This window comes from Streptomyces sp. NPDC093568 (assembly GCF_044764945.1).
Classification (GTDB): Bacteria; Actinomycetota; Actinomycetes; order Streptomycetales; family Streptomycetaceae; genus Streptomyces.
Genome location: NZ_JBIWJD010000012.1, coordinates 164,334 through 187,718, shown reverse-complemented (window position 1 = coordinate 187,718; position 23,385 = coordinate 164,334). Strand labels below are relative to the sequence as shown.

General features: G+C 72.3%; 20 protein-coding genes. 6 read left to right on the top strand and 14 right to left on the bottom strand.

The genetic code is table 11. From position 1 onward, the window contains the following. Window positions 1-531 precede the first annotated feature (531 nt). Window positions 532-1,563 (top strand): tryptophan--tRNA ligase, encoded by a 1,032-nt coding sequence (gene trpS / locus ACIRD7_RS36300; RefSeq protein WP_403460120.1) that lies wholly within the window; start codon window positions 532-534, stop codon window positions 1,561-1,563. Between the two features lie 41 nt (window positions 1,564-1,604). Here trpS and proC read toward each other — a convergent pair whose 3' ends face one another. From proC to ACIRD7_RS36270, 6 genes are all read right to left on the bottom strand, one after another. Beyond that, a complete protein-coding gene (gene proC / locus ACIRD7_RS36295) occupies window positions 1,605-2,417 on the bottom strand; it encodes a pyrroline-5-carboxylate reductase (protein WP_403460119.1) in 813 nt (270 codons plus the stop codon). Window positions 2,418-2,539: 122 nt separating this feature from the next. Next, window positions 2,540-3,331, bottom strand: coding sequence for an ABC transporter permease (locus ACIRD7_RS36290; protein WP_403460117.1), 792 nt, complete (start codon window positions 3,329-3,331; stop codon window positions 2,540-2,542). Then, window positions 3,328-4,128 carry an ABC transporter ATP-binding protein gene (locus ACIRD7_RS36285; protein WP_403460116.1) on the bottom strand — a complete coding sequence of 267 codons (801 nt, stop codon included), beginning with the start codon at window positions 4,126-4,128 and terminating at the stop codon, window positions 3,328-3,330. The genes ACIRD7_RS36290 and ACIRD7_RS36285 overlap by 4 nt, the downstream gene beginning before the upstream one ends. A 204-nt stretch (window positions 4,129-4,332) precedes the next feature. Then, the gene (locus tag ACIRD7_RS36280; RefSeq protein WP_403460115.1) at window positions 4,333-5,109 is read right to left on the bottom strand and encodes a class I SAM-dependent methyltransferase; all 777 of its coding nucleotides are present in this window, start codon (window positions 5,107-5,109) and stop codon (window positions 4,333-4,335) included. A gap of 384 nt (window positions 5,110-5,493) precedes the next feature. Next, on the bottom strand, window positions 5,494-5,997 hold the full coding sequence (locus tag ACIRD7_RS36275; protein ID WP_403460114.1) for an EamA/RhaT family transporter: 504 nt from the start codon (window positions 5,995-5,997) through the stop codon (window positions 5,494-5,496). Window positions 5,998-6,039: 42 nt separating this feature from the next. Next, the gene (locus ACIRD7_RS36270; RefSeq protein WP_403460113.1) at window positions 6,040-6,384 is read right to left on the bottom strand and encodes an SH3 domain-containing protein; all 345 of its coding nucleotides are present in this window, start codon (window positions 6,382-6,384) and stop codon (window positions 6,040-6,042) included. A gap of 182 nt (window positions 6,385-6,566) precedes the next feature. On the opposite strand from ACIRD7_RS36270, the gene ACIRD7_RS36265 reads away from it, so the two are divergent. Next, window positions 6,567-8,672 (top strand): serine/threonine-protein kinase, encoded by a 2,106-nt coding sequence (locus tag ACIRD7_RS36265; protein WP_403460112.1) that lies wholly within the window; start codon window positions 6,567-6,569, stop codon window positions 8,670-8,672. 293 nt (window positions 8,673-8,965) lie between these two features. Here the strand turns inward: ACIRD7_RS36265 and ilvD are convergent, their stop codons facing one another. The 4 genes from ilvD to ACIRD7_RS36245 form a co-directional block, all read right to left on the bottom strand. Beyond that, window positions 8,966-10,819, bottom strand: coding sequence for a dihydroxy-acid dehydratase (gene ilvD / locus ACIRD7_RS36260; RefSeq protein WP_403460111.1), 1,854 nt, complete (start codon window positions 10,817-10,819; stop codon window positions 8,966-8,968). Window positions 10,820-11,024: 205 nt separating this feature from the next. Beyond that, a complete protein-coding gene (locus ACIRD7_RS36255; RefSeq protein WP_403460110.1) occupies window positions 11,025-11,642 on the bottom strand; it encodes a TetR family transcriptional regulator in 618 nt (205 codons plus the stop codon). After that, window positions 11,639-12,463 carry a sugar phosphate isomerase/epimerase family protein gene (locus ACIRD7_RS36250; RefSeq protein ID WP_403460109.1) on the bottom strand — a complete coding sequence of 275 codons (825 nt, stop codon included), beginning with the start codon at window positions 12,461-12,463 and terminating at the stop codon, window positions 11,639-11,641. Before ACIRD7_RS36250 ends, ACIRD7_RS36255 begins: the two co-directional genes overlap by 4 nt. A 419-nt stretch (window positions 12,464-12,882) precedes the next feature. Beyond that, entirely contained in the window at window positions 12,883-13,815 is a 933-nt protein-coding gene (locus tag ACIRD7_RS36245) for a Ppx/GppA family phosphatase (protein ID WP_403460108.1), read from the bottom strand. Between the two features lie 74 nt (window positions 13,816-13,889). On the opposite strand from ACIRD7_RS36245, the gene ACIRD7_RS36240 reads away from it, so the two are divergent. After that, complete coding sequence (locus tag ACIRD7_RS36240; protein ID WP_403460107.1) at window positions 13,890-14,750, top strand: hypothetical protein; 861 nt, start codon at window positions 13,890-13,892, stop codon at window positions 14,748-14,750. A gap of 24 nt (window positions 14,751-14,774) precedes the next feature. Here the strand turns inward: ACIRD7_RS36240 and ACIRD7_RS36235 are convergent, their stop codons facing one another. After that, the gene (locus ACIRD7_RS36235) at window positions 14,775-16,553 is read right to left on the bottom strand and encodes a hypothetical protein (RefSeq protein WP_403460106.1); all 1,779 of its coding nucleotides are present in this window, start codon (window positions 16,551-16,553) and stop codon (window positions 14,775-14,777) included. A 204-nt stretch (window positions 16,554-16,757) separates the two neighbouring features. Between ACIRD7_RS36235 and radA the strand changes: the two genes are divergently transcribed. Then, complete coding sequence (gene radA, locus ACIRD7_RS36230; RefSeq protein ID WP_403460105.1) at window positions 16,758-18,167, top strand: DNA repair protein RadA; 1,410 nt, start codon at window positions 16,758-16,760, stop codon at window positions 18,165-18,167. An 82-nt stretch (window positions 18,168-18,249) separates the two neighbouring features. Continuing rightward, window positions 18,250-19,374 (top strand): DNA integrity scanning diadenylate cyclase DisA, encoded by a 1,125-nt coding sequence (disA, locus tag ACIRD7_RS36225; RefSeq protein ID WP_403460102.1) that lies wholly within the window; start codon window positions 18,250-18,252, stop codon window positions 19,372-19,374. Between the two features lie 40 nt (window positions 19,375-19,414). Here disA and ACIRD7_RS36220 read toward each other — a convergent pair whose 3' ends face one another. Then, window positions 19,415-20,236 (bottom strand): hypothetical protein, encoded by an 822-nt coding sequence (locus tag ACIRD7_RS36220; RefSeq protein WP_403460101.1) that lies wholly within the window; start codon window positions 20,234-20,236, stop codon window positions 19,415-19,417. A 187-nt stretch (window positions 20,237-20,423) separates the two neighbouring features. Between ACIRD7_RS36220 and ACIRD7_RS36215 the strand changes: the two genes are divergently transcribed. Then, window positions 20,424-21,065, top strand: a complete 642-nt coding sequence (locus tag ACIRD7_RS36215) for a phosphatase PAP2 family protein (protein WP_403460099.1) — start codon at window positions 20,424-20,426, stop codon at window positions 21,063-21,065. A gap of 3 nt (window positions 21,066-21,068) precedes the next feature. Here the strand turns inward: ACIRD7_RS36215 and ACIRD7_RS36210 are convergent, their stop codons facing one another. Together ACIRD7_RS36210 and ACIRD7_RS36205 are read right to left on the bottom strand one after the other, a co-directional pair. After that, window positions 21,069-21,728, bottom strand: a complete 660-nt coding sequence (locus ACIRD7_RS36210) for a response regulator (protein ID WP_403460098.1) — start codon at window positions 21,726-21,728, stop codon at window positions 21,069-21,071. Beyond that, window positions 21,725-23,344, bottom strand: a complete 1,620-nt coding sequence (locus tag ACIRD7_RS36205) for a sensor histidine kinase (RefSeq protein WP_403460097.1) — start codon at window positions 23,342-23,344, stop codon at window positions 21,725-21,727. The genes ACIRD7_RS36210 and ACIRD7_RS36205 overlap by 4 nt, the downstream gene beginning before the upstream one ends. Between the last annotated feature and the right edge of the window lie 41 nt (window positions 23,345-23,385).

Genomic DNA, 23,385 nt, shown 5'->3' with positions numbered 1-23,385 from the left:
TTTCCCTTTCCGGCGGTTCCGACTTTAGCAGATCCTTTCGGGCCTGATCCCCAGTCAGCGGGGCTTGTCTTCCCGGCCGTTGGGCCGTTCCGACGAGTGAGACTTTAGCGGATTCCTCGCTCCCGAGCTAATCAGGGGCTGCGCTCTCTCGAGCGCGGATTCCTCATTCCGTAATTACGCATGCCAATGAGACGACGGCAGACAGATCGACTGTCGTCGAATAGTGGCTGGTACTTGCGGAGTGGCTGTCCGGGGACCGACCGGAGTCGGCGCTCACGTCGGACAACTCGGAGAACACTACGGACCGGGCTGGGGCGTGTCAACTTCACTCCGTGTGGCACCCCGGGGGCGTAGTCTGGGACGCATGACGACGCGTACGTACACCCAGCTGTGGTGGGCCGCCTGACGGCGGCCGTTCCTTACGTATGCACTCAACGGCCGCCGCCTCGGCGGCCGTTTTCGTTTCTCCCTCCCGAGCTCCGGAGGGTCGGCCGGCCGGGACGGCGGCCTCGACCAGGAGGTGGAGCAGGGATGACGCGGGTCTTCAGTGGGGTCAAGCCGACCGGGCATCTGACGCTGGGGAACTACCTGGGCGCGATGCGGCGGTGGGCCGCCGTGGATCAGCACGGGGCCGACGCGCTGTTCTGCATCGTCGACCTGCACGCGCTGACGGTGGACCACGATCCGGCGCGGGTGCGCAGGCTCAGTCGGCAGGCGGCGACGTTGTTGTTGGCGTCGGGGCTGGATCCTGAGCTGTGCACCGTCTTCGTGCAGAGTCATGTGGATGAGCACGCGCGGCTGTCGTATGTGCTGGAGTGCGTGGCCACCGACGGCGAGATGCGGCGGATGATCCAGTACAAGGAGAAGGCCGCGCGGGAGCGGGAGCGGGGCGGGAGTGTGCGGCTGTCGCTGCTGACCTATCCCGTGCTCATGGCGGCGGACATCCTGGCGTACGCGACCGACGAGGTGCCGGTCGGGGACGATCAGACGCAGCACGTGGAGCTGGCGCGGGATCTCGCGGTGCGGTTCAACCAGCGGTACGGGCATACGTTCGTGGTGCCTCGGGCCACGCATCCGCAGGTCGCGGCTCGGGTGATGAATCTGCAGGATCCGGCGTCGAAGATGGGCAAGAGCGACGACTCCGGGCCGGGGATCGTCTACCTGCTCGATGAGCCGGACGTGGTGCGGAAGAAGGTCATGCGGGCCGTGACCGACAGCGGGCGGGAGGTCCTGTACGACCGGGACGCGCAGCCGGGGGTGGCGAATCTGCTGGAGATTCTGGCCGCCTGTACGGGTGGGAACCCATTGGAGCTGAGCGGTGTATATGAGTCGTACGGCGCTTTGAAGTCAGCCACTGCGGAGGCCGTGGTCGAGGTCCTCAGGCCCGTACAGGAGAGGCACAGGGAGCTGTGCGCGGATCCTGGCTATGTGGAGGGGGTGCTGCGGGATGGTGCGGAGCGGGCTCGGGCGATGGCGCGGCCGACCGTTGATGCCGCGTATCGGGGGATCGGGTTGCTGCCGGCGGCTGCGACTGCCGCTGCGGATATCGGGGTGACCGTGTAGGGGGCGCCTTGGACCGCCCCCGAAGCAGGGGCGGTCGGGCGTCACTTGGTGTTGCCGGAGGCCAGCTCGCGGCTGCGGTCGCGGGCGGCTTCGAGGGCGGCGATGAGGGCGGCTCGTACGCCGTGGTTCTCGAGTTCGCGGATGGCGTTGATGGTGGTGCCGGCCGGGGACGTCACGTTCTCGCGGAGTTTGACGGGGTGTTCCCCGCTGTCGCGGAGCATCGTCGCGGCGCCGATCGCGGACTGGACGATCAGGTCGTGCGCCTTGTCGCGGGGCAGCCCGAGGAGGATGCCGGCGTCGGTCATGGCTTCGACCAGGTAGAAGAAGTACGCCGGGCCGGAGCCGGAGAGGGCGGTGCAGGCGTCCTGCTGGGACTCGGGGACGCGGAGCGTCTTGCCCACGGCCCCGAAGATCTCCTCGGCGTGGGCGAGGTCGGCTTCGCTCGCGTGGCTGCCGGCGGAGATGACGGACATGGCCTCGTCGACGAGGGCGGGCGTGTTCGTCATGACGCGGACGACAGGGGTGCCTGCGGCGAGGCGCTCCTCGAAGAAGGAGGTGGGGATACCCGCGGCTCCGCTGATGACCAGGCGGTCCGTGGGGATGTGCGGGGCGAGCTCGTCGAGGAGGGTGCCCATGTCCTGCGGCTTGACCGTGAGGATCAGGGTGTCGGCGGTCTTGGCGGCCTCCGCGTTGGTGACCGGCGTGACTCCGTAGCGGGTGCGGAGTTCGTCGGCTCGTTCGGCGCGGCGGGCCGTCACCAGGAGGTCGGCCGGGGCCCAGCCACCGCGGATCATTCCGCTGAGCAGGGCTTCGCCGATCTTGCCGGTGCCGAGGACTGCGACTTTCTGGGTCATGGCTGAGGTGCCCTCCGGGGGTTGCGTCGTCCGCGTTCATCCTCCCACCGAGGGGCTGTCGGCGAGGTGGTGTGTCCGGTGGGCGGACGGGCGGGCGCGCGCCGGGCCCGCCCCCGGGACGGTCAGGCGGTCCGGCGCCGCAGGGTCGCCGCACCCAGCCCCAGGACCAGCAGGGCGCAGCCCGCCACGATCAGGGCGTCGCGGACGAAGGCGGTGGTCGTGTCGGTGTGCTTGAGGACCTCGTTCATGCCGTCGACCGCATAGGACATGGGGAGGACGTTGGAGATGGCCTCCAGAGCGGGGTGCATGTTGTCGCGGGGGGTGAACAGGCCGCAGAGGAGGAGCTGGGGGAAGATCACGGCCGGCATGAACTGGACGGCCTGGAACTCGGAGGCCGCGAAGGCCGAGACGAACAGACCGAGCGCGGTGCCGAGCAGGGCGTCGAGCAGTGCCACGAGCAGGAGCAGCCAGGGGCTGCCGGTGACGTCGAGGCCGAGGAACCACAGGGCGAGTCCTGTCGCCAACGCCGACTGGATGATCGCGAGGGTGCCGAAGGCGAGGGCGTAGCCGGCGATCAGGTCGCCCTTGCCGAGGGGCATGGCGAGGAGGCGTTCGAGGGTGCCCGAGGTGCGTTCGCGCAGGGTGGCGATGGAGGTGACCAGGAACATCGTGATCAGCGGGAAGATCCCGAGGAGGGAGGCGCCGATGTTGTCGAAGGTGCGCGGGCTGCCGTCGAAGACATAACGCAGCAGGAACAGCATCACGCAGGGCACGAGCAGCATCAGTGCGATGGTGCGCGGATCGTGGCAGAGCTGGCGCAGGACCCGGGTGGCTGTGGCTGTGGTCCGGGCGAGGTTCAGCGAGCCGGTGGGGGCGGGCCGGTCTGTGGTGGTCGGGCTCGTCGTGGTGGTCATCGCGTGGTCTCCTTCGCGCGGGCGGCCGCGACCGCCTCGTCGACCAGGTGCAGGAAGGCCGCCTCGACGGTCTCGGAGTTGGTGCGGGTGCGGAGGGCGTCGGGAGTGTCGTCGGCGAGGATCTGGCCCTCGCGCATGAGGAGGAGGCGGTGGCAGCGCTCGGCCTCGTCCATGACGTGGGAGGAGATGAGGAGGGTGGCGCCGCGGGTGGCGGCGATGTCGTGGAAGAGGTTCCACAGGTCTCGGCGCAGGACCGGGTCCAGGCCGACGGTCGGCTCGTCGAGGACGAGGAGTTCGGGGGTGCCGAGGAGGGCGACGGCCAGGGAGACGCGGCTGCGCTGGCCGCCGGAGAGGTTGCCGGCCAGGGAGTCGGCGTGGCTGGTGAGGTCGACGTCGGCGATGGCGCGGGTGACGTTCTCGTGGCGCCGGTCGGTGGCGGCGCGGCCCGGGTCGAGGATCGCGGCGAAGTAGGCGAGGTTCTGGCGGATGGTCAGGTCGTCGTAGACGGAGGGGGCTTGGGTGACGTAACCGATGCGGGTGCGCAGGGTGGGGTGGCCGGCGGGGCGGCCGAGGACGTCAAGGGTGCCGGTGACCTTGGCCTGGGTGCCGACGATCGACCTCATCAACGTCGTCTTGCCGCAGCCTGAGGGGCCGAGCAGACCGGTGATCTGGCCGCGCGGGACGGTGAAGTCGAGGTCGCGGAGTACCTGGCGGGGACCGCGTTCGACGTTCAGGGCCTCGGCTCGGATGGCCGGAGTGTCGGGAGGGTCGGAGCGAACGGACGAATAATTCATCATGCGATGAATAGTGCTCCGGTCGGGCTGTGCCGTCAAGCGCCGAGGCGGGGAGGCGGTCTGGGCTGCGCCGGGTGTGAGGTGCCGGGTGTGAGGTGCCGGGTTCGCGCCCGGATATGGCTCGCCCGCCCTCACCGGGTGGCGGGGCGGGCGGATGTGGGGGGATCGGCGTTGCGGTGGAGTGCGGAGAGGGATGGGGGGGTGGGTTCACGAAGGGGTGGCCAGGGCTACCAGGAGGTCCACGTCGTAGGTCTCTTCGATGATTCCGTCCGGGAAGGCGTCGAGGAGGAACTGCCTCTCCTCGGTGAGGAAGGTGGTGCTGGCCTCCGTGCCGTGGACGAGGAAGATCGAGTGGCTGCCGATGTTGGCGAGGTGCGTGTCCAGGGGGACGCGGCGGCTCCAGCGGACCTTGCGGCGGGTGAAGTGCAGTGTGCCGGTGGGGTCGGTCAGGGCGTTCTGGGCGCCGCTGCCGTTCTGCTCGACGACGGGGTGGACGCCGAAGCGGCGGCCGATCCGGGCTGCCTGGGCGGCGTGCCACGGGATGTCGAGCGGGGTGGTGTTCCACCACAGGGCCAGCGCCCCGCCGGGACGCAGCACGCGTAGCGCCTCCGGCGCCGAGCGGGCGGGGTCGGTCCAGTGCCAGGCCTGGGCGTACGTGATGAAGTCGGCGGAGGCGGTGGCGAGGGGGAGGGCGTCGCCGTTGCCGCGGACGATCGGCAGGTCGGGGTGGACGCTGCGGAACTGGGCCGCCATGCCCGCGCCGGGCTCCACGGCCAGTACGTCGGCGCCGCGGCGGCGCAGCAGGGCGGTGGCGATGCCCGTGCCGGCACCCACGTCGACTACGCGCGCGCCGGTGAGGGGGCGGCCGGCGAGCTCCTCGATCGCGTCGAAGAGGGCGGGCGGGTAGGAGGGACGGTTCGCCGCGTACTGGGCTGCGGCGGCGTTGAAGGCGTGGGCCCGGTCGGCGTGGGAGGGGGCGCTCATACGGCCATGGTGGCGCCGGACGGTGGGGTGTGCACCGAGTTTGCCGAGAGGTGAGTCGACGGCGTCGCGGACGGCGTCGGGTTTACCGAGAAGTGAGACGACGGAGTCGCGGACGGCGTCGGGTTTACCGAGAAGTGAGACGACGGAGTCGCGGACGGCGTCGGGTTTGCCGAGAAGTGAGTGGACGGCGTCGCGGACGGCGGGTGGGGCGCTGTTGGCGGGGCCGACAGGTGAGTCGCGGCCGTCCTGGTCGGCGGGTGGGCCGTCGCAGTCCTCGCCTGCACTATGAGCGCTTCCGTGCCTGCCTGCACCAGGAGTGCTTCCGTCTCCGCCGGGGGTGGGATGAGGCTCGGCTGGAGGGGCTCGCCCGTAACGGGTGCGGGGCTAGGGCCGGCGCCGCTTCTTCGACGGGTTGCCCGTGCGGCGGGTCGTGCGGTTCTCGTGGTCTTTGCGGGCCTTCTCGTATTCCTCGCGGTGGAGCTTCTCGCCGGGGGCCTCGGAGAGGGAGCGGAGGAAGTAGGCGAGGAGGGAGCCGACGAAGCCGATGGCCAGGAGGCCGCGGAGGGAGGCCTGGCGGTGGGGGTCGGGGCGCTTGCTGAAGCCCTCCCAGGTGTGGCGGAAGGCGAGTGCGCTGCACACGGCGAACATCACGACGACCAGGACGGTGACGAAGTCGCCGATGGCCGCGATCTGGAGCCCCTGGAAGGCGAAGCGCAGGACGAGGCAGGAGACGGCCGCGCAGGCGAGGGAACCGACGGACACGGCGATGCGACGGGCGGTGTAGCCGTGATCGTGGTCGACCCAGGTCGTGCCGAAGAAGTGCAGGGGCTCGGGGCGGGGGCCCGTGGAGCCCGCGGGGGTGGCCGGGGTGCCGTTCTTCTCGCTCACATGTCGATTATGGCTCCGGCGTGGCCGCGGGCTCCTACGGGCTCAGCCGCAGCGGGGACGGACGTAGCCGTCGCTTCCCGTCTGCACATAGGCGTCCGCGACGTACTCGCCGTCGTCGATGTTGTCCCAGATGTTCGACGTGCCGTAGGGGCCGCTGACGTTCGTGCCCGGCGTCTGGCAGTAGATCGGCACCATGGCGCCCTCGGGCAGGACGCGGACGATGGAGTACTGGGTGCCCGGCCCCCTGCGGACGTTCAGGCGGACGCCCGGCGCGACCGGGTAGTAGCGCACCCCCGTGGCCGTGGCGGCCAGGGTGGCGACGGCCTCGCCCGCGGTCCCCTGGGCCTCGTCGGCTCTCTCGACCTCTTCAACTCGGTCAGTGGACATGATCGAACCTCCCCCGTTGATCCCCATGACTGCCATGGGGTCCCGTTGATTCCCCTAAATCACGCCACGCACACATGTGCGTGTTGGGAACACGGAGGCTAGCAAGCCGCCTCTGTCTCGTACGAGTCATCGACTAGGCTCCGTGCGTCGCGCGCGCGGACGAACAGCACGGGGGTGGTCCCATGGCGCCGCAGCAGGACGCCGGAGCGGGCGCGGAAGCGGAACTTCCCGAGTACGCCGGTCACTACCGTCTGGAGTCACGTCTGGGCTCCGGTGGCATGGGCGTCGTCCATCTCGCCCGCAGCACCTCGGGGATGCAGCTCGCGGTGAAGGTCGTGCATGCGGAATTCGCCAGGGATCCCGAGTTCAGGGGGCGGTTCCGGCAGGAGGTGGGGGCGGCTCGCCGGGTCAGCGGGGCCTTCACCGCGCCCGTCGTGGACGCCGATCCGGAGGCCGAACGGCCCTGGATGGCCACGCTGTTCATCCCCGGCCCGACCCTCGCCGAACATGTGAAGCGGAACGGCCCGATGGACCCGGCGCAGCTCCGCCGACTGATGGCCGGGCTCGCCGAGGCGCTGCGGGACATACACCGGGTCGGCGTGGTGCACCGGGATCTGAAGCCCAGCAACGTGCTGCTCGCCGAGGACGGCCCGAAGGTCATCGACTTCGGTATATCTCGGCCAAAGGACAGTGAACTGCGGACCGAGACGGGGAAGTTGATCGGTACGCCGCCGTTCATGGCCCCGGAGCAGTTCCGGCGGCCGCGGGAGGTCGGGCCGGCCGCCGACATCTTCGCGCTCGGGTCGGTGCTGGTGCACGCGGCGACGGGGCGGGGGCCGTTCGACTCGGACAGTCCGTACGTCGTCGCCTACCAGGTCGTCCATGACGAGCCGGACCTGACGGGTCTGCCCGTCAATCTCGCGCCGCTCGTGCTGCGCTGCCTGGCGAAGGAGCCCGAGGACCGGCCCACGCCGGACGAGTTGATGCGGGAACTGCGGTCGGTGGCGGCGTCGTACGACACCCAGGCGTTCATTCCGGCGCAGCGGGCCGGCGAGAAGCCGTCCCAGCCGGAGCCGAAGCCGAAGCCGCGCGTCGAGGAGAAGAAGGGCGAGGTCTCCGAACGGCCTCCCCGGCGGCGACGCAAGCTCATGGCGACGGCCGGCGTCGGCGTCGCCGCGCTCGTCGCGCTGGTCTCGGTGCAGCTGCTCGCCGGCGGGGAGCCGTCGCCGTCGCGGGAGGGCCGGGAGACCGCCTCCGCCGGTTTCGACGCGTGGGCAAAGGCGCCGGCGCCCCGGAAGGGCACGCCCCACTGTTCGTACGGGGCGGGGAAGTTGTTGTGTGCGCAGTCCGGGCTCGTCTACGCGCTCGACCCGTTGGACGGCCGGTCACTGTGGCGGCATCCCGTCGGCATGTCGCACGTGAGCGGGCCGCCGGTCGTGGCGGGCGGGCTCGTGCACCCGGCGACGGAGCCGGAGAGCGGGCTGCAGGGCCTCGACCCGGCCACGGGCAAGGCGCGTTGGCAGCGGAGCGCGCCCGCTTCCGGCACCGTCGTCGGCGGCATGCTGTTGCTCACCGGCACCGACGGCACGGTCACCGGTGTGGACGGCGCTTCGGGCGACACCAAGTGGAGGCGGGCCGTTCCGGGCCACAAGGAGCCGTACTTCGTCTCCTTCGCCGGGGATCCGCTGGCGTACACCACGCTCACCTCCGACGACGGGTCGAGCACTCGGGTCACCGCGCTGGACCCGGCCACGGGTGACGTGCGCTGGGACGCGCGGCTGAAAGGGACGCTGGAACTCCTTGACTCGTCGGACGGGTCGGTCTTCCTCGCCGTCGTGGACGGCATCTACAGCGACACCAGGACCGTCATCCGCTACTCCCCCGCCGACCGGGCGACGCGGCGCGTGACACTTCCCCTGCCGGTCATGCAGGCCCGCGGCACCGCGCACGGGAACGTCGTCTATCTGGTGGGCGACGGCGGCTCGCTGGTCGCCGTCGACATGGCGGCGGGCAAGCGGCTGTGGAGCCTGCCGACATCGGTGCTGCGCACGTCCTCGCCCGTCACCGACGGCCGGAACGTGTATCTCAGCGCTCCCGACGGCCGGCTGCTGGCCGTGGACGCCCGCAGCGGCCGGCTCGTGGGCGAGACACCGGTCCGGCTCGGCACGGACCCGGACCACGTGACACCCGACCTGCCGGAGCCGGTGCTCGCGGACGGCCACGTCTACGCGAGCGCACCCGACGGCACCGTCTTCGCCGTCGACGGCCGGGACCCCGCCGACTGGTAGGCCGTACTCCCCCACCGCCCTCGTGCACGTGACATGGCCGCCCCCCACCGACAGTCGACGCGGACCCGGATCATCTGACACGCGACCTGCCGCAGAGCCACTCGCGGACGGCCACGTCTACGCAAGCGCACCCGACGGCACCGTCTTCACCGTCGACGGCCGGAACCCCGCCGACTGGTAGGCCGTACGGCCCCACCGCCGCACACGCGAAGGGCCCCACCCTCCCCCGCACACACGAAAGGGCCGCCCCCGCACCAGCAGGAGGCGGCCCCGCGCCTATAAGTCCAGGCCCCTCAGCCCAGCTTGCTCACGTCCCGCACCGCGCCCTTGTCCGCGCTGGTCGCCATGGCCGCGTAGGCCCGCAGGGCGGCCGACACCTTGCGGTCGCGGTTCTTCGGGGCGTACGTCCCGTTCAACGCCTGCTCACGGCGGGCGAGTTCCGCATCGTCGACCAGCAACTCGATCGAGCGATTCGGGATGTCGATCCGGATCCGGTCGCCGTCCTCTACGAGGGCGATCGTGCCGCCGGACGCGGCCTCCGGGGAGGCGTGGCCGATGGACAGGCCCGAGGTGCCGCCGGAGAAGCGGCCGTCGGTGATCAGGGCGCAGGTCTTGCCGAGCCCGCGGCCCTTGAGGAAGGACGTCGGGTAGAGCATCTCCTGCATGCCGGGGCCGCCCTTGGGACCCTCGTAGCGGATGACGACGACATCGCCGTCGGTCACCTGCTTGTTGAGGATCTTCTCGACGGCCTCCTCCTGCGACTCGCAGACGACCGCCGGGCCCTCGAAGGTCCAGATGGACTCGTCCACGCCCGCGGTCTTCACCACGCAGCCGTCGACGGCGAGGTTGCCCTTCAGGACCGCCAGGCCGCCGTCCTTGGAGTACGCGTGCTCGGCGCTGCGGATGCAGCCGCCCTCGGCGTCCTCGTCGAGCGCCTCCCAGCGCTCGGACTGGGAGAAGGCCTCGGCGGAGCGGACGCAGCCGGGGGCGGCGTGCCACAGCTCGACGGCCTTCGGCGACGGGGATCCGCCGCGCACGTCCCAGGTCTTCAGCCAGTCCGACAGGGACGGGCTGTGGACGGCGTGCACGTCCTCGTTCAGCAGGCCGGCGCGGTGCAGCTCGCCGAGCAGGGCCGGGATGCCGCCGGCGCGGTGCACGTCCTCCATGTAGTACGTGCGGTCCTTGGCGACGTTCGGCGCGACCTTCGCCAGGCAGGGAACCCGGCGGCTGACCTCGTTGATCTGCTCAAGGCCGAACGGAACGCCCGCCTCCTGGGCGGCGGCCAGCAGGTGCAGGATCGTGTTGGTCGAGCCGCCCATCGCGATGTCGAGGGCCATGGCGTTCTCGAAGGCCGCGAAGGTGGCGACGTTGCGCGGCAGGACCGTCTCGTCGTCCTGCTCGTAGTAGCGGCGGGTGATGTCCATGACCGTGCGGGCCGCGTCCTCGTACAGGGCCTTACGGGCCGTGTGCGTGGCGAGGACCGAGCCGTTGCCGGGCAGGGACAGGCCGATGGCCTCGGTCAGGCAGTTCATCGAGTTGGCGGTGAACATGCCGGAACAGGAGCCGCAGGTCGGACAGGCGTTCTCCTCGATACGGAGGATGTCCTCGTCCGAGATCTTGTCGTTCACGGCGTCGGAGATCGCGTCGACCAGGTCGAGCGTGCGGACCGTGCCGTCGACCAGCGTCGCGCGGCCGGACTCCATCGGGCCGCCGGAGACGAACACCGTCGGGATGTTCAGGCGCAGGGCCGCGTTCAGCATGCCCGGGGTGATCTTGTCGCAGTTGGAGATGCAGATCAGGGCGTCGGCGCAGTGGGCCTCGACCATGTACTCCACGCTGTCGGCGATCAGGTCGCGGGAGGGGAGGCTGTACAGCATGCCGCCGTGGCCCATCGCGATGCCGTCGTCGACGGCGATCGTGTTGAACTCGCGCGGGATGCCGCCGGCCTCCCTGATCGCCTCGCTGACGATCCGGCCGACGGGCTGGAGGTGGGTGTGGCCGGGCACGAACTCGGTGAAGGAGTTCGCCACCGCGATGATCGGCTTCCGGCCGATGTCCGCACCGGGTACACCGGAGGCGCGCATAAGGGCGCGGGCGCCCGCCATGTTGCGACCGTGGGTGACTGTGCGGGACCTCAGCTCGGGCATCGTCGCTCGCTCCTTCAAGGACTGCTGGGACTGCTGGGACTGCGATCAAGACTGCTGGGACTGCGATCAGAGACTTCTGACTGCTAACGAGCGTACGCCCGACATCCAGAGGGCGGGACGAGGTGTCCGGAATACGGGACGCATGTCTCGCGAAATCGCGCTCGCGTCGGCGACGCATGCCTTGCGGTACCGGCGATCCGGTCCGTCACGGGCCGGTCAGGTGCCCCTGCACCACGGGCGCCACGCGCGCGATGATCTGCTCCGGATCCGCCGACGCGATCGGCTCGATCTTGATGACGTACCGCATCATCGCGACGCCCACCAGCTGGGCGGCGGCCAGCTCGGCGCGCAGTTCGGCGTCCGGTGCGTCGATCTCGCCGGCGATCCGGCGCAGCAGCTGGGCCGAGACGAGCCGCCGGAACACCGTGGCGGCGGCCTCGTTATTGACCGCCGAGCGGACGATGGCGAGCAGCGGCTTGCGGGTGGCGGGGTTCTCCCAGAGCCCGAAGAGGAAGCGGGTCATGCGTTCGCCGACGGCGTCGAGGGGCGCCGACAGCACGGCGTCGCGCACCTTGAGGGCGGGCACGAGGGCGACCTCCACCGACGCCTCGAAGACCTGCTCCTTGGTGCCGAAGTAGTGGTGCACGAGGGCGGAGTCCACGCCGGCCGCCTTGGCGATGCCGCGCACGGACGTCTTCTCGTAGCCCCGCTCGGCGAACTCCTCGCGGGCCGCGTCGAGGATGCGGTCGCGGGTGCCGGCGGATTCCGTACGAGGGGGGCGGCCCCGGCGTCTGGCGCCCACTCCGCGAGTGGTGTCGCTCATGGCCGGGGCACCCGCACCGCCGAGGCCAGGTGCAGCCGCGTGAAGGCGAGGGCCTCGGCGAGGTCGGCCTCGCGTTCGGCGCCGGACATGGCGCGGCGGGTGTTGACCTCGATGACGACGTGCCCGTCGAAGCCACTGAGCGCGAGGCGCTCCAGCACCTCGGCGCAGGGCTGGGTGCCGCGGCCCGGGACGAGGTGCTCGTCCTTGGCCGATCCGCGGCCGTCCGCGAGATGGACGTGCCCGAGGCGGTCCCCCATCCGGTCGATCATCTGCACGGCGTCCGTCCGGGCGGTCGCCGTATGGCTGAGATCGATGGTGAAGTTCCGGTAGTCGTCCTTCGTCACGTCCCAGTCTGGGGCGTAGGCGAGCATCTCGCGGTCGCGGTAGCGCCAGGGGTACATGTTCTCGACGGCGAACCGCACATCCGTCTCGTTCGCCATGCGCCAGATGCCGGCGACGAAGTCCCGGGCGTACTGGCGCTGCCAACGGAACGGCGGGTGCACGACGACCGTGGAGGCCCCGAGCTTCTCGGCGGCCGCCTGGGCGCGCTGGAGCTTGGTCCACGGGTCGGTGGACCAGACCCGCTGGGTGATCAGCAGGCAGGGGGCGTGGATGGCGAGGATCGGGATCTGGTGGTAGTCGCTGAGCCGGCGCAGCGCCTCCATGTCCTGGCTGACGGGGTCGGTCCACACCATGACCTCGACGCCGTCGTACCCGAGGCGCGCGGCGATCTCGAAGGCCGTCGCCGTCGACTCCGGATAGACGGAGGCCGTCGACAGGGCGACCTTCGCATCCGGGATGCGCACCACTGGTTCTGCCACGGGGACAGCGTACGGGGCGGCACCGGAGGCCGGGGAACCGATGACCACACGCTCGCGTGGAGGCTCCACAATCGGCCACGTGCGCGAACTGGGCGGATGCCCGGTCGGCGGGGGCGGGGTGTGTGGCGGGCTTCACGTGGGTCGCGGTGCCGTCCCCCGGCGCTCGCGCCGCACCGTGCGCCGCGCCGTGCGCCAAGCAGTGCGCCGCCGGGTGCGTCTCCGCAGGGGGCGGGCGTGAGCCCACCCACAACCGCCGGGGGCGTCCCCTCCGAGGCGGGCGTCAGCCCACCGACAACAACCGCGGGCGTCTCCGCAGGGGGCGGGCGTCAGCCCATCCACAACCACCGGGGCACGACCCCGCCGAGACGGTCATCAGCCCACCGACAACCACCGGGGCGCGACCCCGCCGAGGGCGGGCGTCAGCCCACCGACAGGTGATCCAGCTTCCGCAGGATCACGCCCTCCCGCAGCGCCCAGGGGCAGACCTCCAGCGTCTCCACCCCGAACAGGTCCATCGCCCCCTCGGCCACCAGCGCCCCCGCCAGCAGCTGCCCGGCGCGCCCCTCCGAGACGCCCGGCAGCTCCGCGCGCTGTGCCGTCGTCATCCCGGCCAGCCGCGGCACCCACGCCTCCAGGGACTCCCGCTTCAGCTCGCGCTGCGTGTAGAGCCCTTCCGCCGAGCGGGCGGCGCCGGCGATCCGGGCCAGCTGCTTGAAGGTCTTGGACGTGGCGACCACGTGCTCGGGCGCCCCGAAGCGGCTGAATTCGCCCACCGTGCGTGCGATCTGCGCCCGCACATGCCGGCGCAGCGCCCGTATGTCGTCCGCCTCCGGCGGATCACCGGGCAGCCACGCGGCCGTCAGCCGGCCCGCGCCCAGCGGGAGCGACACGGCGGCGTCCGGCTCCTCGTCAATGCCGTACGCGATCTCCAGGGACCCGCCCCCGATGTCGAGCACGAGCAGCTTCCCGGCCGACCAGCCGAACCAGCGCCGCGCCGCGAGGAAGGTCAGCCGGGCCTCCTCCGCGCCGGTGAGAACCTGCAGCTCGACCCCGGTCTCGGCCTTCACCCGCGCGAGCACGTCATCGGCGTTGGTCGCCTCCCGCACCGCGGACGTCGCGAACGGGAGAACTTCCTCGACACCCTTGTCCTCGGCGGCCTGGAGCGCCTCGTGCACGACGCCGATCAGCCGGTCGACACCGTGGGGGCCGATGGCCCCGCCGCCGTCGAGGAGTTGCGCAAGGCGCAATTCCGCCTTGTGCGAGTGGGCCGGCAACGGCCGCGCGCCAGGGTGTGCATCCACCACCAGCAGATGCACCGTGTTAGATCCCACGTCGAGGACACCGAGTCTCATGTACGGAACGCTACTGCCACCAGGGCGATCCTCCGTCCTCGAAGTCGCAGGTACGGACGCCGTACCCTGGACCCGTGCCAAAGACGAAAAAGGCGAAGGACGACAAGACGGCCAAACCCGGCAAGGGTTCTTCGCCGGCGAAGGCGGCCATGACGTCGAAGAAGTCCAAGAAGGGCTCCCGGGAACCGGACGAGAAGGGCCTCGACTTCGCGCGCGCATGGGTGGAGTTCCCTGATCCGGCGGACGACGAGCAGGTCTTCCGCTGTGATCTGACATGGCTGACCTCCCGTTGGAACTGCATCTTCGGCAGCGGCTGCCAGGGCATCCAGGCGGGCCGCGCGGACGACGGCTGCTGCACGCTGGGGGCGCATTTCTCGGACGAGGACGACGAGAAGCGCGTCGCCGAGCATGTGGCGAGACTCACGCCGGAGATCTGGCAGCACCACGACGAGGGCATGGAGCACGGCTGGGTCTCGGAGGACGAGGACGGCGACCGCCAGACCCGCCCCTTCCAGGGCTCCTGCATCTTCCAGAACCGCCCCGGCTTCGAGGGCGGCGCGGGCTGCTCGCTGCACATCCTCGCCCTGAAGGAGGGCCGCGAGCCGCTGGAGACCAAGCCGGACGTCTGCTGGCAGCTGCCGGTGCGGCGGACGTACGAGTGGATCGACCGGCCCGACGACACCCGGGTGCTCCAGGTGTCGATCGGCGAGTACGACCGCCGCGGCTGGGGCCCGGGCGGCCACGACCTGCACTGGTGGTGCACGTCGGCGACCTCCGCGCACGGCGCGGGCGACCCGGTGTACGTGTCCTACCGGCCGGAGCTGATCGAGCTGATGGGCAAGGCAGGCTACGACCGTCTGGTCGAACTCTGCGAGGAGCGCCTGGCGTCGCAGCTGCCGCTGCTGGCGCCGCATCCGGCGGATCCCGCCGGCTAGCCGGCCCGCTCCGGAACCGGCGCACTACGAGTCCGACGGGCTCGGCTCCCCGCTCCCACCGGGCGGCGGTGCCGAGCTCACCGGGTCCGAAGGCCCTTCGGGCGAGGGCTCGGGCGAGGAGGGCGGCGGATCGCCGGTCGGCGGGTCGCTCGGCGTGGGGTCACCGGGGGTCGGATCGGACGGAGGCGGGCTCGTCGGCGTCGGATCCGGCCCGGACGACGAGGGCGGCGGGTCGCCGGGCGTCCCGGGGTGGGTCGGATCGCTCGGACGGGGGTCGGGTCCGGGGTCGTGGCCGCCCGGGTCGGAGGGGGTCGGGGCGCTGCCGTAACCCTCGATGGAGACGAGGGCGCCGGCGGGTGAGATCGCCACCCGCGCGCTCCAGTACCCGGACGGCTCGCGCAGCTGGTCGACGTGCACCTTGATCGTCAACGACTCGCCGGGCGCCAGCGTTCCCGCCGACTGGCTCAGATACAGCCAGTGCGCTCCCGTGCTCGCCGACCAGCGCACCGGCCCGCGGCCCGTCGCCGTGAGGGTGACGAGCGTGGTGTCTCCGCTGTTGTCGGCCGACACCCGAAGCTGCCCGGCGCGCGCGCCGCTGACGCTGACGACCTCGACCAGGACGTCCGGACCGGGACGCTCGCCGAAGCGGCCGCCGGGCCGGGTGCTGGCGTTGCCGGCGTTCTCGTAGCCGGCGCCCGCCGCGTCGCCGTCGAGCGCGCCGGGGCCGTGCGCCTCGCTCGCGCTGGCCGAGCCGCCGTCGACGCCGTCGGCGGTCGGGGTGCCCCGGTAGGCGGCCCACAGGGCGATGACCGGGGCGGCGACGACGGTGGCGACGACGGTCGTCGTGACGGCACGCGCGCGGAACCGGTCCCTGCGGGCGGCACGGTCCTTCGGGTCCATCGGAAAGCCGCTCCGGTCGAAGCGCGGCACGGCGCCACCCCGCGCGCGCGGGTGGTGCGCGAGGGCCATGTGCAGGGCCGCGCGGGGCGCCTGGAGCACGGGCAGTTCGGCGGGGGTGACGGTCGCGCCGGGCCAGCGGCCGGGGATCGCGCGCTCGGCGGTGCGGCGGCAGCGCGGGCAGTCGTCGACGTGCCGGACCAGTTCGCGGCGCAGGGCCGTGCCGAGCACGACCTGGTGGTCACCGGTCAGCCGGGCGACGCCCGGGCAGGCGCCGGTCTCGACGACGGCGAGGGCCGCGCGGGTGCGCTCGACCTCGCAGGCGGCAGCGGCGAGCAGTTCGCGGGCCGCGGCCGGGTCCATACCGAGGACGGCGGCGACCTCGTGGGCGGCGAGGTGGTGGCGCACGGCGAGTTCGAGCGCCTCGCGCTGCTCCGGCGTGGTGCCGGCGGCCTCCGGCCAGGCGAGCAGGGCGAGTTCGCCGCGCCGCTGCTCCTGGACCTCCTCGGAGACGGGCGGACCGGCGGCCCGCTCCCCGGTCGTCCGGTGCGCGCCGTGCCGGCCCGCCGCATGGCTGCCCTGACGTTTCTGCTTGGCCTCGGCCAGCTTGCGCAGACACGCCCAGCGGGCCAGCGCGTACAGCCAGGGCCGCCGGTCCGCCGGGGCCTGCGGCACCCGCTGCCCGCGCCGCTCGGCGAGCGCGAGGGCGTCGCCGAGGGCCGCGGTCGCGGCGTCGTGGTCGCACAGGACGGACAGGCAGTAGGTGAACAGCCCGTCCAGATAGGGCTCGTAGCGCGCGGGCGGCCGCTGCGCCAACGTACGCGCCGCCGCGCGATCGCGCGCCTCCCGGTGCGCCCGATGCGCGCCGGGAGTGCGGGTCGGGGTCTCCGGAGTGCTGCTCATCATTGAGGGACCGTAGGCGGCTCCAGGTGGCCCCTTCTGCCTGCTTGAGCAGTTTTAATCCATACGGGTGAAACGATCCCTCAATGGGGTACAGGAATGCCTAATTCCGTGGCCTGTGCATGACCAGTCGCCCTCTGCGGCAGCCCGGAACAGCGGCGCGCACACGGCCGTACGGCGATGTCAGTGGGCTCGGATACGGTTCATCGCATGGCTGCCCGTACCAAGACCACGAAGGACCGACCGTCCTACCGCTGCACCGAGTGCGGCTGGCAGACGGCCAAGTGGCTCGGCCGCTGCCCCGAGTGCCAGGCGTGGGGGACGGTCGAGGAGTACGGCGCGCCCGCGGTCCGCACGACGGCGCCGGGGCGGGTGACGAGTTCCGCGCTGCCCATCGGGCAGATCGACGGGCGGCAGGCGACCGCGCGCTCCACCGGCGTGCCCGAGTTGGACCGGGTCCTCGGCGGCGGTCTGGTGCCCGGCGCGGTCGTGCTCCTCGCGGGCGAGCCCGGCGTCGGCAAGTCCACCCTGCTGCTGGACGTGGCGGCCAAGTCCGCGAGCGACGAGCACCGCACGCTCTATGTCACCGGTGAGGAGTCGGCGAGCCAGGTGCGGCTGCGCGCGGACCGCATCGGCGCTCTCGACGACCATCTGTACCTCGCGGCCGAGACCGATCTGGCCGCCGTGCTCGGGCACTTGGACGCGGTGAAGCCGTCGCTGCTGATCCTCGACTCCGTGCAGACCGTGGCCTCGCCGGAGATCGACGGCGCGCCCGGCGGCATGGCCCAGGTCCGGGAGGTGGCCGGTGCGCTCATCCGCGCCTCCAAGGAACGCGGGATGTCCACCCTCCTCGTGGGACACGTCACGAAGGACGGCGCCATCGCCGGCCCCCGCCTCCTGGAGCACCTCGTGGACGTGGTGCTCCACTTCGAGGGCGACCGGCACGCGCGCCTGCGGCTCGTGCGGGGCGTCAAGAACCGCTACGGCGCGACGGACGAGGTGGGCTGCTTCGAGCTGCACGACGAGGGCATCACCGGCCTCGCCGACCCGAGCGGACTCTTCCTGACCCGTCGCGCCGAGCCGGTCCCCGGCACCTGCCTGACGGTCACCCTGGAGGGCCGTCGCCCCCTGGTGGCCGAGGTCCAGGCGCTCACCGTCGACTCGCAGATCCCCTCGCCCCGCCGCACGACGTCCGGTCTGGAGACCTCGCGGGTGTCGATGATGCTGGCCGTCCTGGAGCAGCGCGGCCGGATCAGCGCGCTCGGCAAGCGGGACATCTACTCCGCGACGGTGGGCGGAGTGAAGCTCTCGGAGCCCGCCGCGGACCTCGCCGTCGCCCTCGCCCTGGCCTCGGCCGCGAGTGACACACCTCTCCCCAAGAACCTCGTCGCGATCGGCGAGGTGGGCCTCGCGGGCGAGGTCAGACGGGTCACGGGCGTGCAGCGCAGGCTGGCCGAGGCACACCGTCTGGGCTTCACGCACGCCCTCGTACCGGGCGACCCGGGCAAGGTCCCCACGGGCATGAAGGTGCTGGAAGTGGCCGACATAGGGGACGCGCTGCGGGTCCTTCCGCGCTCGCGTCGGCGAGAGGCCCCACGGGACGACGAGGACCGCCGGTAGACTTTGCCCTGGTCTCGCCCGTCCGTACGAACCGAATGTGCGAAACGGGAGCGCCTGAAGAACCTGCGACCGGAGGAGTGCAGTGGCAGCCAACGACCGGGCGGCAGCTCCCGGAAAGTCCGGCGGGAGTTCCGGTGCCGATGGCCTGATGCGCGCCTCCCTGAGCGCGGTGGCACCGGGCACGACCCTGCGGGACGGACTGGAGCGGGTACTCCGCGGCAACACCGGCGGGCTCATCGTCCTCGGCTTCGACAAGACCGTCGAGTCGATGAGCACGGGCGGTTTTGTCCTGGATGTCGAGTTCACGGCGACACGACTGCGGGAGCTGTGCAAGCTCGACGGCGGCATCGTGCTGTCGTCCGACCTGTCGAAGATCCTCAGAGCGGGCGTGCAGTTCGTGCCCGACGCGACGATCCCCACGGAGGAGACCGGCACCCGGCACCGCACGGCGGACCGGGTCAGCAAGCAGGTCGGCTTCCCGGTCGTCTCGGTCTCCCAGTCGATGCGGCTGATCGCCCTCTACGTCGAGGGCCAGCGCCGCGTCCTGGAGGACTCGGCGGCGATCCTCTCCCGCGCCAACCAGGCGCTCGCGACCCTGGAGCGCTACAAGCTCCGCCTGGACGAGGTCGCGGGAACGTTGTCAGCGCTGGAGATCGAGGACCTGGTGACGGTCCGCGACGTCTCCGCGGTCGCCCAGCGCCTGGAGATGGTCCGGCGCATCGCGACCGAGATCGCCGAGTACGTGGTGGAGCTGGGCACCGACGGACGCCTGCTCGCCCTCCAGCTGGACGAGTTGATCGCGGGCGTCGAGCCCGAGCGCGAGCTGGTCGTGCGCGACTACGTCCCCGAGCCGACGGCCAAGCGCTCCCGCACGGTCGACGAGGCGCTGTACGAGCTGGACGCGCTCACCCACGCCGAGCTGCTCGAACTGCCCACGGTGGCACGGGCGCTGGGCTACACCGGCTCACCGGAGGCGCTGGACTCGGCGGTCTCCCCGCGCGGCTTCCGCCTGCTGGCCAAGGTGCCGAGGCTGCCCGGCGCCATCATCGACCGCCTGGTGGAGCACTTCGGCGGCCTGCAGAAGCTGCTCGCCGCGAGCGTCGACGACCTCCAGACGGTGGACGGCGTCGGCGAGGCCCGCGCGCGCAGCGTGCGGGAGGGTCTGTCCCGGCTGGCGGAGAGCTCGATCCTGGAGCGCTACGTCTAGCGGAGCTCTCGCGGACTCTCCCGGAGCTCCGGCGCAGCGCTCAGTCGTTCTCCAGCACGAACGACGTCTGCGTCGTCCCGAACCCGGGCGCCGTCGCCTCCACCAGATACGTGCCCGGCCCGGCCGACCCGGCGGCGGGCGTCGCGCACTGCGGGGCGCTGGGCTTGCGGTCCCACTTCACGGTGTACGTGATGCTGTCGCCGGCCGGTACGCGAAAGCGCAGGCCGGCGGGGTTCGCTGGGCAGTCGGCGGAGGACCACAGGGACTCCTCGGAGCCCGCCTGAGTGACCGTCACCACCGCGTTCTTCGGGCCGAGATCGACCTTGCAGTCGTAGGTGGAGGAGTTCGTCGCGGTCAGCAGCAGGGCGGGCGTCTCGCCGGGCTCGTACGCGTTGTGCCGGCTGCGCACCGTCAGCTTCATCTGGCCGGAGACGCAGTCGGGCAGTGAGGAGCCGTCGGCGACCGTGTCGTCCGCGCCGACACCGCTGCCCGAGCCGCCGCCGGCCGAACCGCTGCCGCCCGACCCGCCGGACGAACCCTCCACCGAACCACCGCCGCCCCCGGAGCCGTCCCCCGAGTCCGAGCCCGAGCCGTCGGAGTCCCCGCCGGCGGTCGACTCGTCGCGCCCGCCCGGCGCTTGGCTGATCGCCGGCCCGGAGCCCGAGGGCCCCGGTGTGATCGTCGAGGGCGCGGGGTTCTTGCCGTCGGCCCCGCCCGCGCCGTTCCTGCCGCCTCCGCCGCCCGAGACCAGCACCCAGGTGGTCAGCAGCGCCAACAGGGCGACCACGGACAGCAGTACGGCCCTCCGTCGCCAGTAGATGGAGGAGGGAAGCGGCCCGACCGGATTGCGCAGAGATCCCACGGCGCAAACTGTACGAGAGATCGGCGCGCTAGCTTGCTCCACCCGCCGCCTCGGATGACAACTTTTCCGGATCATCATTCCGGCGCGCGCCCCCCGCGGTCCGTGTCACCCCCTGTCTTCCGTCAGGGGCGGCACCTGTCGATCGCGGGGTGTGACCGGATCGGCCCGCCGCCTACGGTCCGTGACCATGGACTTCGAGGACGCCGAGCTCTACCGCGACATCACCGGCTTCGCCCACGGCACCCCAACGTGGGTACGGCACGTCGCCGAGACATGGACGGAGGCCGGACTGCTGCTGTTCGGCGCGCTGTTCGCCGTCACCTGGTGGCGGGCCAGACGCGACACGACCCGGGCGTTCGCGATAGCGGTCCTTGCACCTCTGGCCACGGCTGTGGCGTACGTGTGCAGTGAGCTGCTCAAGTCCGGCTTCACGCAGGAGCGTCCGTGCCGGGCGGTGGCCGACGCCACCGCACCGCTCAGCGCCTGCCCGCCGCCGGGCGACTGGTCCTTCCCCAGCAACCACGCCACCATCGCGGGCGCCGCCACCGTCGCCCTCGCCCTGACGGGCCGCGCGCTGCTGTGGCTGACGGCCCCGGCGGCCCTGCTGATGGCGTTCTCCCGGGTCTTCGTCGGGGTGCACTATCCGCACGACGTGGCGGCGGGGCTCGTGCTCGGCGCGGTCGTGGCGGTGACGGCCGTACGGCTCGGCACCGGTCCGGCGATCCGGCTCGCCGAGGCGATGCGGGGCGCGCCGGCGCCGGCCGTGCGGTGGTTCACCGGGCCGGGGCCGGACCGCGCCCCGTCGTACCACCCGGGCGCCGGGCGCTGAGCCTCACGTCTCCACCAGCCCCGCCTCGTACGCCACGATCGCGGCCTGAACCCGGTTGCGCACGCCCAACCGGTCCAGGGCGGCGCTCACATACGCCTTCACCGTGCCCTCGACGAGATGCAGCCGGGCGGCGATCTCCGGGTTGGACAGGCCCGCGCCGACCAGGGCGAGCACCTCGCGCTCGCGCGGGCTGAGTCGGGCCACGCGGGTGCGGGCGGCGGCCTCGCGGCCGAGGCGGCCGTCGCTGCCGCCCAGGCCGTCGATGACGTACCGGGCGACCTTCGGCGAGAGGAAGGCGGCGCCGCCGGCCACCGCCCTGACGCCCGCGACGAGTTCGTAGGGATCCCCGGACTTCAGCAGGAAGCCGGTGGCGCCGCCGCCGAGGGCGCGGGCCACGTAAGCCTGTTCGGAGAAGGTCGTGAGCATCGCGACGGCCGTGCCGGGAACGGTCCGTACGATCTCCTCCGCGGCGGCGAGCCCGTCCAGGCGAGGCATCCGGATGTCCAGCAGGGCGACGTCCGGCCGGTGCGCCCGGGTCAGCTCCACGGCCGCGCGGCCGTCGCCCGCCTCCGCGACGACCTCGGTCCCGTCGTCGCTCGCCAGGATGGCGCGGACCCCGGCCCGCACCATCGCCTCGTCGTCGGCCAGCAGTACGCGGATCACCGTATGAACTCCTCATCAGTGGAGGGGCGTTGAGAGAGACCGGCCCGGGGGATCACGTCCTTGGCCACCAGCCGTCCCGCGTCGTCGAAGCAGAGCCTGAAGTGGTCGACGGAGACGAGGAGTTCGCCGCTCGCCCGGTAGTAGCGGCACTCGCTGTTCCGCGGGGGCGGTGTGGGCGCCCGCTCCACCGGGGCGTCGCGCACGGTGCGGTCCGGAAGGACCCGGCCGACGTCCTCGGCCGGTGCGCCCAGGCGCAGTTCGGCGTACGCGGCGGGCGGCAGCACCGAGTGGGTCTCGGTGTAGGCGTACCAGGCGAACCCCCCGCCGACCAGCACGACGCCCGCGCCGGCCGCTGCCGCGAGGGCGAGGACGATGCGGCGGCGGGCCTGGGTGAAGGGGGCGTGTGCGGCGGGGCCGGGCGTCGGGGCGGGTCCGCCGGCGGACTGTTCGGGGACGTGGGCGCGGACGCGGAAGCCGTCTCCGTGCGGGCCGGCCTCGAAGGCGCCGCCGACCGCGGTGACCGCGGCGCGAAGCGCGGGGAGTCCGGTGCCGCCGGAGGCCGGGGGCGGCGGGGCCGGGACCGTCGCGCTGTCGGGCACCGCCGCCCTCACCCCCGGTCCGCTGCTCACCGTGACCGTCGTCCCCGCACGCTCCCCGGCCGCCGCGACGACGACCGGCGCCCCGGGCGCGTGCCGGGCCGCGTTGGTCAGGGCCTCGCGGACCACTCGGTACAGGACGCGCTCGGTGACCCCGCCCGGCGTGGGCGAGGCGAGGCGTTGGCCGGGTGCGGCCGGCTCCCATCGCACCGGCAGCCCCGACTCGGCGGCGCGTGCGACGAGTTGCTCGACGGTCTCCCCGGCCGGTGTCAGGGACGCCGGCACCGGCTCGTCCTCCTCGCGCAGGACGCCGATGATCAGGTGCAGCCGTTCGGTGGCGTCGGCGGCGGCCGCGCGCAGGTCGGCGACGGCGGCGCGGTGGTGGTCCGGAAGGTCGCCGGCGACCTGGAGGGCGCCGGCGCGCAGGGCGATCAGGCTCAGCTCGTGGCCCAGGGAGTCGTGCATGTCCTGCGCGATCCGGGCCCGCTCGCGCAGCCGGGCACGCTCCTCGGCGACACGCTGTTCGCCCTCCAGGCGTGCGGCCCGGCTCCAGCCGGCCTCGGACAGCTGCCGGGACTGCCGCCAGTAACGGCCGCCGAGCCACGGGAAGACACAGCCGAACAGCAGGGTGCCGGTCAGCACCACCCACTCCGGCGCCGGATCCACCCCGAACAGCGCGATCCGCGCCGTGCCGAGGCAGCCGACACCGCCGAGGACGGCCAACGCCGGCCGTACCCGCCGCGCGCGCAGCCCGAGCAGCAGCGCGAAGACGCCGAGCGCGGGACCGTAGGAGACGCTGAACAGAGCGGGGGCGGCGGCCAGGCTCAGTACGGCGGTCAGCGCGAAGGCCGCCAACGGCCGCCGCCGGGCCAGGGCGACCGCGGCGGCGACGACGACAAGCCCGGCCGACTGCTGCCACAGGGCCCGCGGCTCGTTCATTCCCAGCCGGTCGGCCGTCAGCGCGGGGAACCCGAGAGCGGCCCAGAGCAGGCAGGCCCGCCAGGTGCGAGGACGTTCCATCCGCACGACGCTACAAGCGGGGGACGGGGTGACACTGCTGC

Coding starts and splice junctions, on each gene's coding strand:
- trpS (WP_403460120.1), top strand. CDS start 532: ATGACGCGGGTCTTCAGTGGGGTCAAGCCGACCGGGCATCTGACGCTG.
- proC (WP_403460119.1), bottom strand. CDS start 2,417: ATGACCCAGAAAGTCGCAGTCCTCGGCACCGGCAAGATCGGCGAAGCC.
- ACIRD7_RS36290 (WP_403460117.1), bottom strand. CDS start 3,331: ATGACCACCACGACGAGCCCGACCACCACAGACCGGCCCGCCCCCACC.
- ACIRD7_RS36285 (WP_403460116.1), bottom strand. CDS start 4,128: ATGATGAATTATTCGTCCGTTCGCTCCGACCCTCCCGACACTCCGGCC.
- ACIRD7_RS36280 (WP_403460115.1), bottom strand. CDS start 5,109: ATGAGCGCCCCCTCCCACGCCGACCGGGCCCACGCCTTCAACGCCGCC.
- ACIRD7_RS36270 (WP_403460113.1), bottom strand. CDS start 6,384: ATGTCCACTGACCGAGTTGAAGAGGTCGAGAGAGCCGACGAGGCCCAG.
- ACIRD7_RS36265 (WP_403460112.1), top strand. CDS start 6,567: ATGGCGCCGCAGCAGGACGCCGGAGCGGGCGCGGAAGCGGAACTTCCC.
- ilvD (WP_403460111.1), bottom strand. CDS start 10,819: ATGCCCGAGCTGAGGTCCCGCACAGTCACCCACGGTCGCAACATGGCG.
- ACIRD7_RS36255 (WP_403460110.1), bottom strand. CDS start 11,642: ATGAGCGACACCACTCGCGGAGTGGGCGCCAGACGCCGGGGCCGCCCC.
- ACIRD7_RS36245 (WP_403460108.1), bottom strand. CDS start 13,815: ATGAGACTCGGTGTCCTCGACGTGGGATCTAACACGGTGCATCTGCTG.
- ACIRD7_RS36235 (WP_403460106.1), bottom strand. CDS start 16,553: ATGATGAGCAGCACTCCGGAGACCCCGACCCGCACTCCCGGCGCGCAT.
- radA (WP_403460105.1), top strand. CDS start 16,758: ATGGCTGCCCGTACCAAGACCACGAAGGACCGACCGTCCTACCGCTGC.
- ACIRD7_RS36215 (WP_403460099.1), top strand. CDS start 20,424: ATGGACTTCGAGGACGCCGAGCTCTACCGCGACATCACCGGCTTCGCC.
- ACIRD7_RS36205 (WP_403460097.1), bottom strand. CDS start 23,344: ATGGAACGTCCTCGCACCTGGCGGGCCTGCCTGCTCTGGGCCGCTCTC.